This is a genomic window from Pseudomonas sp. S34, from assembly GCF_009866745.1.
Taxonomy (GTDB): Bacteria; Pseudomonadota; Gammaproteobacteria; order Pseudomonadales; family Pseudomonadaceae; genus Aquipseudomonas; species Aquipseudomonas jessenii.
In genome coordinates this window covers 3026785-3039798 of sequence record NZ_CP019398.1, presented here as the reverse complement: position 1 = coordinate 3039798, position 13014 = coordinate 3026785, and the positions used below count along the sequence as shown (strand labels likewise).

Below are 13014 nucleotides of genomic sequence, written 5' to 3'. Positions count from 1 at the left end.
GCTCCGTTGGGTCATAACACGGTAGCTGCCGATGGAATATTGGCATCTGCCGAGGTTTCGCCTGATACGGAGATAAACTCATGATTTTCAATGTACAAAATTTTGGCGCCAAAGGAGATGGCATCACTGACGATACGGCGGCGATACAAAATGCAATTGATGCGGCGGCCGCTGCAGGCGGGGGGCAGGTGTACATGCCGACCGGAACTTATATCGTTTCGGGAGGTGAGGAACCCTCCGACGGCTGCCTGATGCTCAAGAGCAATGTCTACTTGTACGGCGACGGCATGGGCGCAACCACCGTCAAGGTGGCTGACGGCTCCGACACCAAGATCACCGGAGTCATCCGCTCCGCCTATGGCGAGCAAACCCACGACTTCGGTGTCAGCAACCTCACCATCGACGGCAACCGTGACAACACCACGGGCAAGATCGACGGTTGGTTCAACGGCTACATTCCCGGCGAAGCGGGCTACGACTCCAACGTCACCCTCGACAGCGTCGAGATCAAGGATTGCTCCGGGTACGGTTTCGACCCCCACGAGCAGACCGTGAACATGGTCATCAGCAACAGCGTGTCCCACGGCAACGGCCTGGACGGTTTCGTTGCCGACTTTCTCAGCGACAGCACCTTCGAAAACAACGTTGCCTACGACAACGACCGGCACGGTTTCAACATCGTTACCAGCACCCACGACTTCACGCTCACCAATAACGTTGCCTACAACAACGGCGGCACTGGCATCGTCGTGCAGCGCGGCAGCGAGGACATCCCCTCCCCCAGCAACATCACCATCACCGGTGGTGAGGTGTACGGCAACGGCGCCGAAGGGGTGCTGATCAAACTGTCCAGCGAGGTGACGGTCAGCGGCGTCGATATTCACGACAATGCCAGCACCGGGGTCCGCATCTACGGCAGCAACCACGTCGAGATCATCGACAACACGCTCAACAACAATTCCCTGGGCAGCCCCGTACCGGAGATCATCATCCAGTCCTACGACGACACCCTGGGCGTGTCCGGCAAGTACTTCAACGGCAGCGATAACACCATCCAGGGCAACCTCATCACCGGCAGCGACCTGTCGACCTACGGCGTTGCAGAGCGCAATGAAGACGGCACTGATCGCAACGCCATCATCGGCAACACCATCAGCCACACCAGTAACGGTGCCACGCTGGTCTATGGCGACGGCAGCTACGTCAGCGCCACGGTGCCGATGACCACCGTGCAAGGTACGGCTGGCAATGACACCCTGCTGGGCAGCGCCGCCAGCGAGATTTTCTACGGCGTTGCCGGCAACGACACCCTCAATGGCGGGGCCGGCGACGACATTCTGGTGGGTGGTGCAGGCATCGACAAACTCACCGGCGGTACCGGCGCCGATACGTTCCGTTTCGCCGCTCAGTCCGACAGTTACCGCAACGCGACCACAAGCTTTGATGACACCATTACCGACTTCGACGTCACCCAGGACAAGATCGACCTCGCCGGCCTCGGTTTCACAGGCCTGGGCAATGGCCGTGGCGGCACCCTGCAGGTCAGCTACGGCGCCAGCAGCGACCGCACCTACATCAAGGACTACGACGCCGACGCCAGCGGCAATCGTTTCGAGTTGATCCTCTCGGGCAACCTTGCCAGCACCCTGACGGCCAATAACTTCATCTTTAATCGGGTGATTACCGGCACCAGCGGCAGCGACTCGCTGTTGGGTAGCGATTCGGCCGACACCCTGCTCGGCCTGGCGGGCAACGACAGCCTCAGTGGCGGCGCGGGCGACGACAAGCTCGACGGCGGTGCCGGCATGGACACCCTCACCGGCGGTGCCGGGGCGGACACGTTCGTGTTTTCCAGTCGCCTGGACAGTTACCGTAACTACAACACCGGCGGTGCCAACCTTGGTGACCTGATCACCGATTTCGATTTCACCGCCGACAAGATCGACCTCTCGGCCATGGGTTTCACCGGCCTGGGGGATGGCAAGAACAACACCGTGTACCTGGTGCTCAACAGTGCCGGCACCAAGACTTATATCAAGTCCCTGACCGCCGACGCCAATGGCAACCGCTTCGAAGTGGCACTGGACGGCAACTACCTCAACAAGCTGACCAGCGCCAACTTCGTCTTCGCCACGTCGTCACCAACCAACCAGGCGCCGGTGCTGACCACGCCGCTGCTGGATCAGAACGCCACCGAAAACACCGTGTTCAGCTACGTGGTGCCGGCCACCAGCTTCACCGATCCGGACAATGACAACCTCAGCTACACCGCGACCCTGGCCGACGGCAGCGCCCTGCCCGCGTGGCTGAGCTTCAATGCCACCAACCTGACCTTCACCGGCACGCCGACTAGCACTGCGTCCGGCAATTACAACGTGCTGGTCAGAGCCACGGACCCGGCCGGTGCATCGGTCAGCGATAGCTTCGCCCTGGCGGTGGCCGATGCGCCCGCCAACACCGTCACCGGCACCAACAATGCCGAAACCCTCAACGGCACGGCGGGTGCCGACCTGATCCTTGGCCTCGGTGGCAACGACACGATCAAGGCCGGCACCGGCGCGGATATCGTCGACGGCGGCGCCGGACGCGATTCGTTGTACGGCGGCGACGGTGTCGATACCTTCCGCTACACCAACGTGCTCGACAGCTACCGCGACTACGACACCGGCGGTGTCACGGCCACCGACACGATTTATGACTTCACCGCGGGCGTCGACAAGATCGATGTTTCGGGCCTGGGCTTTTTCGGCCTCGGCGATGGCAGCAATGGCACGTTGTACATCACCCTCAACGCGGCCGGCGACAAGACCTACATCAAGTCCGCCGAAACGGATGCCGATGGCAATCGTTTTGAAATCGCGCTCATCGGCAACCACCTCAACACCCTGACCGCCAGCGACTTCGTGTTCGGCGAGAGCATCCAGCAGGACATCCTCTATCTGCCCACCCTCGGCCAATCCAATGCGCGCCTGCTGCGCATGACGGAGGACGACAATCAGTCCGGCACCTCGATGCTGGTCAACGACCTGAACCGCTACACTCCCTATGACGTGCGCAGCCAGTTCACCGATGCCGATGGCAACGGCGTCGACATCGCGGTGGGCGGCAGCACCGTCACCGGCCTGTCGACGCTCAGCGCCGGGGAACTCGAGTTGTGCTGGTGGCTGACCGACACCAACCAACCCGGAGCTGCGTTGTTGCGCGCCGCGACGCTGCTGCGGGGTCAGCTCAGCGAACTCCAATCGATCAGTAACGTCACCATGGGCATCATTTGGGGCCAGGGCGAGGAAGCAGCCCAGGAGATCGCCCGAGCCACGGACAAAGCAGCGGCAGCAGCGGCGTACAAGGCCGCGACCCTGAAGGTGTTTGATTACCTGCATGCCCAGTTCGGCAACTTCAGCGTGTACATGATGGAAACCGGTCACTACGAACAGGACGCAGCGCGTGCCCGTGGTTATTCGGAGGAGAAAATTGCCTCCATCGTCGAGGGGGGTGGCTATGTCCGCGCCGCCCAGGAAGCCATCGCCGCCGAGCGCGCCGACGTCAAGCTGGCGGTGGACTACACCGACCTCCCCTTGCGCTACGAAGTCGATCCGCTGGCGTATCCCGACGACGTCTGGCACCTGCACGAAGAGTCGGCTGAGATCGTCGGCCAGCGCCTGGCCGACTACATTGCCAATGACCTTGGCTTCCAGGGCAACCCCAACGACAACAACAGCGTGCAGGACATTTTCGACAACGCCCGGAACATGATTTCCGGTACCGACCAGGCAGACACCTTGGTGGGCAGTTCGGGCAACGACACGCTGGATGGCGGCCTGGGCGCCGACACCATGACCGGTGGCAATGGCAACGATATCTATGTGGTCGACAACGCGTTCGACCGCGTGGTGGAAACCAGCACCTCGACCTCGCAGATCGATACAGTGCAGGCTTCCGTCAGCTGGACCCTGGGCGCCAATCTCGAGAACCTGGTGCTCACCGGCGTGTCGGACATCAACGGCACCGGCAATGAGCGGCACAATTTCATCACCGGCAATGCCGCCAATAACGTGCTCGACGGTGCCGCAGGGGCCGACAGCATGAGCGGCGGCGATGGCAACGACACCTATTATGTCGACAACGCCGATGACACCGTGATCGAGACCGACAGCAATGCGGCGCCTGGAGGAGTCGACAGTGTGCACAGCAGCCTGGCGGCCTTGACCCTCAGCAATAACGTTGAACATCTGTATGTCGATAGCACTGGCGCCGCCAATGGCACGGGCAACGCGTTGGACAACACGCTGTTCGCCGGACCCGGCAACAATGTTTTGGACGGGCGCGATGGCATTGACACGGTGTCCTTTGAGCGCGCCCTGTCCGGCGTTACCGTAAACCTCTCGACGTCAGCGCAACAAAACACCACGGGTTCCGGGCTCGACACCTTGAAATTCTGTGAAAACCTGACGGGAAGCGCCTACGCCGACAGTCTCTCGGGCAACAGCGCCGCGAACGTTCTGAACGGTGGTGCGGGCAACGATTCGCTGGTGGGCGGTTCGGGCGATGACCGGCTGATCGGCGGTACAGGCACCGACAACCTCATCGGTGGCACTGGCGCGGATACCTTCGCGTTCAGTGCGCTGTCAGACATGGGCGTCGGGGCTTTGCGCGATGTGATCAACGGTTTCAAGAGCACCGAGGGCGATCATCTGGATTTCACCGGCCTGGACGCCAACCCGCTGACCGCAACCGTCGACGCCTTCACCTTCATCGGCAGCAATGCCTTCGACCCTGCCAACGCCACCGGTCAACTGCGCTTTGCCAATGGCATTCTCCAGGGCAGTGTCAACGCCGACGCCACCCCCGAGTTCGAAATCCAATTGGTGGGCGTCCAGGAGCTGCACGCCAGCGATTTCACAGCCTTGGGTTAAGCCCACACCCTGCGGGAGCGGGGTCGCCCTGATGCCGGTCAGACGAGGGTGATACTGAACCTGCAGGCGTAAACGATCAGGTGCGCAAGTGCGCACTCATGTAGTCAATGAACACACGCAACTTGGGCGAGGCATAACGGCTGGCTGTCCACAGCATCCAGAAGACGACCTGGCGGTCAATGTAATCGTCCGGCACGGTGACCAACTGGCCGCTTTCCAGAGTCGACATGGTATTTAGAGAGTCTTTAAATCTGTTGGCTATGTCGGCAAGGAACAACTGTTCTTTTGCGACAAGCGAAAACAACTAGCCTGATTCGATGGAGGAGTATTTTCAACTTTCATCAGGGCGTACCTATGAACACATCCACCATAGCAACGGATTATCTGGTCATCGGCGCGGGGGCAACAGCCATGGCCTTCGTCGATACATTGCTCGATCAGTCGGATGCGAGTGTGCTGATGGTGGATCGACACGCTCAACCTGGTGGACACTGGAACGATGCCTACTCGTTCGTCCGCTTGCACCAGCCGTCTGCCTTCTATGGCGTTAACTCCTGCGAGTTGGGCTCCGGCCAAAAGGACGAATCCGAATGGGGCGGTGGCTTGTATGAATTGGCCTCAGGCGCCGAGATTGTCAGTTACTTCGATCAGCTTATGCATCATCGATTCTTGCCGTCAGGTCGGGTGCGATATTTTCCGATGCACAACTACGAAGGTGATCGCACCGATAGTCATTGCATCACTTCCCTGCTCACCGGCGAACGTAATGCTGTCCAGGTCCGAAGGAAGCTGGTGGATGCAACTATTTCACAGGCAGCCGTTCCTTCGACCCATCCTCCGCATTACCGGATAGAGCCTGGTATACGGTGCGTACCGCTCAACGACTTGCCAAAGATCGGACAGCCTTACTTGCGTTACGTGGTGGTGGGGGGAGGAAAGACCGGCATCGATGCCTGTCTGTGGCTGCTACAGAATGGCGTGGCACCAGGCAGGATTCAATGGATCGTTCCAAACGCCCCCTGGCTGTTGGATCGCGCCAACTTTCAACCCGGCCAGGAGAATGTTGTACGAACGATCGGTAGCCTCGCGAACCAGTTCGAAGCAATAGGTGCGGCAGATTCGATCCCGGACCTGTTTCTCAGACTCGAAAGTGCCGGCGAACTGCTGCGCATCGATCAAGCCGTCGAACCCACCGCCTTCCGTGCTGCGACCATTTCACAGGCTGAGTTGCGTGCGCTACGGCGCATAACCAATGTAGTGCGCCTGGGGCGGGTATGCGCGATTGAAGCCAGCCGTATCTCCCTCGAAAGGGGCAGCATCGCTGGAGATCCCGACGCCCTTTACATCGACTGCAGCGCAAGCGCTGTCCCGATTATTCCTGAGGGAAGCGTGAAAGCGTTTGATGGCAATCGCATCAACCTGGTGACAGTCAGCAGTTATCAGATTCTGTTCAGCGCCGCAGTCATCGCATACGTGGAAAGCCACCTCGACGATCAAATGCAGATGAATCAACTATGTGGGTTTGTCCCGCTGCCACGCTCACCAGTGGACTGGGTCAGGATGTGGGCCGCTTATCTGGGCAATCAGCGGCAATGGAAGAACCACGCGGGGTTGTCCAACTGGCTTGCGCAGTGCCATCTGCACCTTTTGCCGACAGTGCTGAGAAGCCTGCAGGAGGGGGATCCTGAAAAGCTTGCCGTGTTGAACCGATTTACTGAAGCCAGGAAAAAAGCCCTGGAAAACATGCCCAGGCTCCTGCAGGCCGTAGCAGGTTTGGCGCAAGAGTCCTGAGCGACTGGAGTCAACCAGACCACCTGCCGCCTTTTGCGTGAGCATGGGCGAATCAGTGGCCATCCTGGTCGTGCGCTGGCGCTGGCGCGCTTTCTCGACCTCAAACACCTTGCACAGTCAGACAAGCGCATGAACCGGACTTTTTCGTCTAACGTCATTGGATGCGTTTGCATGATCCACTTCCTCTGAAAATGGAGTTCGACGATGAAAACCATCACTTCCTGGCTGACGATTTCGCTTTTTGGTCTGTTGCTTGGCGGCTGTGCCGCGGTGGGAGCCGGGAGCGGAGGCGCTGGCGAGATGGAGATTCGCTCGGGGAAAATCGAGCAGATCACACAGACCCAGATGCAGACCAATCACGATAGCGGCGTCGGTGCCATCTTGGGCGGTATTGGCGGTCTGGGCCTGGGTAGCCTGATCGGCCAGGGTACCGGCCGGGATGTGGCGATGGTCGCCGGAGCCCTCGCGGGGGCGGCGGGCGGCAACTACGTCGAAAAGAAAAAATATGATCAGCCCGTGGACGCACAGCAGATCATCGTTCGCACCCAGAGCGGCGTACTGGTTTCGGTAACGCAGCCGATCAACCCGACGCTGAGAAAAGGCATGAACGTGTACGTCGAGGGTGCCGGAAACGAAGCACGGGTGGTACCACAAAGCTAGGACGGCTACCGGGCGTTGCGCAGCGGACAAATGAGCCGTCGTCACTTGCTGCGCAACATCCTCATGGCGAGCGAGTTCGGTTGACACTCAATGACTCATGCACAACCTCAGGCCAATTGCTGGCAACCCATGGATCTACACCTCTTGCGCACTTAAACTTTGAGTCTCTCGCCCTCCTCGCCGATTGTTGAACGGGTTTCATGACTGAGCAAGCCAAGTACCATCACGTGTCCGAAGTACCAGGCCTGGTGCTGGGGTCCGCACGTTTTGCGGATATCGGCTTCGATCGCCATTACCACCTCGATTTCCACATTGGTTTTGTCACCGAAGGCATCCAGCGTCATCGAGCGAAAGGCGAGTCGTTTCTTTTGGGGCCGGGAAGTGTTGCCCTGATGCCGCCGGGTGAAATCCACGACGGTGTATCCGAGGACGGCGGCGCTTATACGCTCAAGACATTCCGTCTATCCCAAGCGTTGGTCGCGAGCCTGGCCGAGGAGATCAGCGGTCAACCGAAAGAGCTTGAATTGGCCGGTGTGTTGCTCGAAGACACGGGGCTTGCCGGCAACCTGCGCGGTTTGCACGAAGCGATGCAGCAGGCCGTTGGCCCCGGCAGCCTCGCGGTGCAGACGCAATGGTTCACCCTCCTTGAACAGCTGTTGAGCCAGTCACGGGCGATCAAGCCCGAAACGATTACCGGCTCGCTATCACCCCTGCAATGGTCTCGCGTCAGGGACTATTGTTTCAGCCACATCGATGAGCGAATCACCCTCGATGATCTCGCCGGACTATGTGGGCTGGGGCGTTTCCCGTTTCTCAAGCAGTTCAAGCGGACCATCGGCATGACGCCCCACGCATGGCTGCTTCGCCTGCGTCTCGAACGGGCGTGTGGCCTGCTGTCTGGCAGCGCGCAACCGATCATCGATGTCGCCCACGCTGTCGGCTTCTACGATCAAAGCCATTTCAACCGCGCCTTTCGACAGGCATTCGGCGTCGCGCCATCGCGCTACAGGACTTAGGCCGTCGACCATCGGCGAGCGTCAATTTTTTACAAGCGCAACAACCGTCCCCCTCCATAGGATGCGCCAATCCGGGCGAAACACCTTCGCCTGCGCAGCCGAGAACTGGATGATGAACGGTGAAACAAGCAGACCGCCCGCGCTGGGTTTTTCAAGTGACAACATCGCCGGTGCATCGCCGGAGGTGGCACAGGCCCTCGTCAAACACAGTTCGGGCCAGGCGGGTCCCTATGGCACCGACGAGTTGACGGCACAGGTCAAGCGCAAGTTCTGCGAGATCTTCGAGCGCGACGTGGAGGTCTTTCTCGTGCCCACCGGCACCGCCGCCAACGCCCTGTGCCTGAGTGCGATGACACCACCCTGGGGCAACATCTACTGCCACCCGGCCAGCCATATCAACAACGATGAATGCGGCGCGCCCGAGTTCTTTTCCAACGGCGCGAAGCTGATGACCGTCGACGGCCCGGCGGCCAAGCTGGATATCGTCCGATTGCGCGAGCGGACTCGCGAAAAAGTCGGCGACGTACACACGACCCAGCCCGCCTGCGTCAGCATCACTCAGGCCACCGAAGTCGGCAGCATCTACACCTTGGATGAAATCGCAGCCATTGGTGACGTCTGCAAGTCCTCTTCCCTGGGATTGCATATGGATGGATCGCGCTTTGCCAACGCCCTGGTGTCGCTTGGCTGCTCCCCGGCCGAAATGACGTGGAAGGCCGGCGTGGATGCCCTGTCGTTCGGTGCCACCAAGAACGGCGTGCTGGCGGCGGAAGCGATCGTCCTGTTCAACACCTCCCTCGCCACCGAGATGAGTTACCGCCGCAAGCGTGCAGGCCATCTCTCTTCGAAGATGCGTTTTCTGTCGGCGCAGATCGATGCGTACCTGACCGACGATCTCTGGCTGCGCAATGCACGCAAGGCCAACGCTGCCGCCCAGCGCCTGGCGCAAGGGCTTGAGGGCCTGGGTGGCGTCGAGGTGCTCGGCGGCACCGAGGCGAACATCCTGTTCTGCCGGCTGGACTCGGCAATGATCGATGCGCTGCTGAAGGCCGGCTTCGGGTTCTACCATGATCGCTGGGGACCGAATGTCGTTCGCTTTGTCACCTCGTTCGCCACCACCGCCGAGGATGTCGATCACCTGTTGAACCAGGTGAGGCGAGCTGCTGACCGCACACAAGAACGATAGTCGATGGCGGGTGGCGGCTGTGCTCGCTCTGGTTTCAATGAGCAGCCGCCAAAGCGGAGTTACGCCTTCGACGTCATTTACCGCCCGGGGTCGGCTGCGATGTGGTTGAATTGAACGCTTCGTTCAACAAAGCTCCGCGCAGGAGACATCCGCTTGAACCTGGAACCAGAATGCATCTCGAGCCGCCCGCGATGAAAGTCGGCGTCATTTCCGACACCCACGGTTTGCTCCGCCCCGAAGCCATTGCCGCCCTGCAAGGCTGTGATCGCATCCTTCACGCGGGTGACATCGGTAGCGAGGCGATCCTCGACCAACTGGCCGCAATCGCGCCGGTGGATGCGGTGCGGGGCAACAATGACCTGGACGCATCCTGGGCGCGGGAGTTGCCCGATTGTCTGCACCTGGAGTTCAACGGCTGGACCGTTCTGCTGGTGCATGACATCGCCGACGTGGCGGCCGATCTTGATAGCCGCATCAAGCTGGTGATCACCGGTCATTCGCACAAACCGTGCATCGACTGGCGCGGTGAACGGCTATTCCTGAATCCCGGCAGTGCCGGCCGCCGACGCTTCAAGTTGCCTGTCACCCTGGCGTTGCTTGAAGTGGTTGACCAGTCAATCGAACCGCGGCTGGTGTCGCTGCTCGACTGAGTCGCCTTCACCGTTCGATTCACGACTCGCCGGCAACCACCCTCACTCTGTGGCAGTCGGACGGTCCAAGTTTTTGGCCGCTCGAGATCAGTGTGACGGCCCTGGTGCTGTGGTTTTTCACTTTTCAACTGTCAATGGGTCCCAAAGCCGACCTCGCGCCTGAGTCAAGCATCGACCTGCAACTCATGCAGAAGAAACCCCAGTGAATCCGGGGCTGCGCAATGACTTTTTGCCGAGCGTTGTTCATCCCACGACATCGCATCATCGGTGCAGAAATCTCCAACACACTCCATGCTCAACTCGCCATCGAGAAGCCCAAGCGGAATCCAGTAGTAAGGCGTTTCGCGAAGAACATTAGGCACGGTCGAGCCACATCGTGAGCAAAAGTCATTTCTGTACCCGCTGGGTTTGCGCCACCCCGTGATCGTCCCTTGCCCTTGCTCCCACCGAAAGTCGCGAGCGTTGACCAGCGTGGCAAGATTATGGCCGACCCCGGTTTGCTTGCGGCACAGGGTGCAATGGCAGCGATAGAAGAATCGGGGTTCAACCGCCAGCGAAAAACGTACCGCCCCGCAAAGACATTGCCCTGATGCCATGAGTATCTCCCTTGAAAAATGCTTCATCCGTATTTGCCGGTCAACGGGTTGGTATTGGAAAAGGGGGGCCGTCCTGTTACTGGCCCCTTATTGCCATGTCGGCTTGGCAAAATGATAACTTTGGGCTTTTCCTGCCCCTATTTCACGCAGCTCCCCACTAGCCCCCCCTGCATTTCAATGACATTGAACCTATCAGTCGTCGTTGTCATCGCGATCACGGTAGCGACGGTGATCGCGATCATAGTCCCTGCGATCATAACCACGACGATCATAGTCACGGTCATAACCTTGATCATCGTCCCCTCTCTGGTCGTAACCACGTCGATGGTCATGATCGTGATATCGCCCGTACCGCTCTCCGTCATCCCAGTGCGGGCCGCACCCTCCCAACAAGACGGCGCTGGAAATGGCCACGATCAAGATTACTGCGCGATTCATATGAACGTCCTAAACGTCGGAAGTATGGAAGGGTCATGGCTGCTCGAAACCTTCGTCCGGGCAGTGTTCAGACATAGCTATGACCATTCGGTAACCCAATGATTCCGCTGAAAAATACAAACAAGTGACAGTCGCTCTCCCATCGAATGCCCGACGAGACAGCCCGGGCCTGTCATCAATAGCCAAGGGGCTGTCGTCGAATGAAAAGCGCCCCTGATAAGGCGGCTATCTAATGGCAGTACTGAAAAAGTCTCTGGTGATGAGTCGACGTAAGCGACTGCTGCGCCTGAGTCACGAGTTGCCTGGTACGCCAGGCAGGAGAATAACAATATGAAATTCGTGAAAAGTCTTCTGGCTGCCGTACCCCTCATGGCACTGGCCATCGATGCCCGCGCCTATGTATCGAGCCAGGAAGCCGCCCGGCTGGGCACCAGCCTGACGTGGGTGGGAGCCGAAAAGGCCGGTAATGCCGACGGCTCCATTCCGCCCTACAACGGTGGCCTGACCACTGCGCCGCCCGGTTTCAAGACCGGCGACAGCATGCGCCCGGACCCCTTCGCGGGCGAAAGACCGTTGCTGGTGATCAACGGCAAGAACGTCGACGCTTACAAAGGCATGCTGACCGCCACCACTGTAGCGTTGGCCAAGCGCTACCCCGCCTTTCGCGTCGACGTCTATCCGACCCACCGCACGGCATCGCTCCCACAGGCGGTACTGGACAACAGCCGCAGAAATGCCACCAACGCCAGGTCCCTCAACGGCGGGATCGCCATCGACAATGTGATGCCCGGGGTGCCTTTCCCGATTCCGCAATCCGGCGCCGAAGCGATGTGGAATTTCCTGCTGCGCTACCAGGGCGTCAACATCCACTCCAAGTACGACTCCTGGAGCGTCGACACGGCGGGTGTACCGAGCCTGGCGGTCACCGGCGAGGCATTCGTCTCCTTCCCGATCTACGAGAACCTGTCGAAACCGTTCAACAGCTCCGACATCTACTATCAGTTGAAACTGTCCTATACCGGACCTGCGCGCCGAGCCGGCGAGTCGATCATGCTCAAGAACGCCACCAACCCGGCGGAGTTCCCTGGCCGCGCCTGGCAGTACATGCCTGCCCAGCGCCGCGTCAAACAGATCTCGATCCTGGCCTACGACACCCCCAACCCCGGTACTGCCCGTGCACTCGAGCTGTACGACTGGACGCTGGTGGGCAAGCAGGAAATGATCGTGCCCTACAACACTTACAAACTCACCTACGCTCGCGCTGCCAAGTCGCTGACCACGCCTGACTTCATTTCCCCGGACTTCGTACGCTGGGAAAAGCACCGGGTCTACGTCGTGGAGGGAAACCTCAAGCCGGGGGCGAAGCACATCTACCAGAAGCGCCGCTTCTACCTGGATGAAGACACCTGGGCCGCGGTGGCCTCCGATCAGTACGACACCAGTGGCCAGCTATACCGCGGCTCCTTCGCGTTCTTCAGCCAGAGCTACGACCAGCAGGTCCCGGACGCCACCCCTTTCATGACTTACGACCTGTCCAAAGGCACCTACAACATCAATGGCGTGGTGGGCCCCCATGGCGGCATCCGCTACATCGAGCCGCTATCGACGGCGCAGTGGGTGCCAGAGTCCATGGCGGGTGCCGGTATCCGTTAGGTCCGCGGCGAAGCAACTCCCGATCATGTATGACCGATGAATAACAAAGCCCCCAGCTTCAACGGAACCAGGGGCGCAGAAATCGGCCGGTCAAATGTAGCGAGGGGGATC

At 59.8% G+C, this 13014-nt stretch carries 10 protein-coding genes; 7 read left to right on the top strand and 3 right to left on the bottom strand.

Annotated features, from left to right (window positions below; genetic code table 11):
* Positions 1 to 80: 80 nt before the first annotated feature.
* Positions 81 to 4913 (top strand): glycosyl hydrolase family 28-related protein, encoded by a 4833-nt coding sequence (locus PspS34_RS13520; protein ID WP_159389910.1) that lies wholly within the window; start codon positions 81 to 83, stop codon positions 4911 to 4913.
* 76 nt (positions 4914 to 4989) lie between these two features.
* Here the strand turns inward: PspS34_RS13520 and PspS34_RS13515 are convergent, their stop codons facing one another.
* Complete coding sequence (locus PspS34_RS13515) at positions 4990 to 5142, bottom strand: hypothetical protein (RefSeq protein WP_223508477.1); 153 nt, start codon at positions 5140 to 5142, stop codon at positions 4990 to 4992.
* Positions 5143 to 5267: 125 nt separating this feature from the next.
* Between PspS34_RS13515 and PspS34_RS13510 the strand changes: the two genes are divergently transcribed.
* The 5 genes from PspS34_RS13510 to PspS34_RS13490 all read left to right on the top strand — a co-directional run bounded on the left by PspS34_RS13510 (position 5268) and on the right by PspS34_RS13490 (position 10216).
* Positions 5268 to 6704, top strand: a complete 1437-nt coding sequence (locus PspS34_RS13510; RefSeq protein ID WP_154909042.1) for an FAD/NAD(P)-binding protein — start codon at positions 5268 to 5270, stop codon at positions 6702 to 6704.
* A 204-nt stretch (positions 6705 to 6908) separates the two neighbouring features.
* On the top strand, positions 6909 to 7364 hold the full coding sequence (locus PspS34_RS13505; protein ID WP_154909041.1) for a glycine zipper 2TM domain-containing protein: 456 nt from the start codon (positions 6909 to 6911) through the stop codon (positions 7362 to 7364).
* Positions 7365 to 7564: 200 nt separating this feature from the next.
* Positions 7565 to 8380 (top strand): AraC family transcriptional regulator, encoded by an 816-nt coding sequence (locus PspS34_RS13500; protein WP_159389909.1) that lies wholly within the window; start codon positions 7565 to 7567, stop codon positions 8378 to 8380.
* A gap of 109 nt (positions 8381 to 8489) precedes the next feature.
* Positions 8490 to 9566, top strand: coding sequence for a low specificity L-threonine aldolase (locus tag PspS34_RS13495; RefSeq protein WP_223508474.1), 1077 nt, complete (start codon positions 8490 to 8492; stop codon positions 9564 to 9566).
* 191 nt (positions 9567 to 9757) lie between these two features.
* Positions 9758 to 10216 carry a metallophosphoesterase family protein gene (locus PspS34_RS13490; protein ID WP_090457877.1) on the top strand — a complete coding sequence of 153 codons (459 nt, stop codon included), beginning with the start codon at positions 9758 to 9760 and terminating at the stop codon, positions 10214 to 10216.
* A gap of 164 nt (positions 10217 to 10380) precedes the next feature.
* On the opposite strand, the gene PspS34_RS13485 is transcribed toward PspS34_RS13490, so the two are convergent.
* Together PspS34_RS13485 and PspS34_RS28555 are read right to left on the bottom strand one after the other, a co-directional pair.
* Entirely contained in the window at positions 10381 to 10812 is a 432-nt protein-coding gene (locus tag PspS34_RS13485; RefSeq protein ID WP_150813169.1) for a GFA family protein, read from the bottom strand.
* A 192-nt stretch (positions 10813 to 11004) separates the two neighbouring features.
* Positions 11005 to 11250: a hypothetical protein gene (locus tag PspS34_RS28555; RefSeq protein WP_154946426.1), complete on the bottom strand. Its 246-nt coding sequence runs from the start codon at positions 11248 to 11250 to the stop codon at positions 11005 to 11007.
* A 330-nt stretch (positions 11251 to 11580) separates the two neighbouring features.
* On the opposite strand from PspS34_RS28555, the gene PspS34_RS13480 reads away from it, so the two are divergent.
* Positions 11581 to 12903, top strand: coding sequence for a DUF1329 domain-containing protein (locus PspS34_RS13480; RefSeq protein WP_150813171.1), 1323 nt, complete (start codon positions 11581 to 11583; stop codon positions 12901 to 12903).
* Positions 12904 to 13014: the final 111 nt, after the last annotated feature.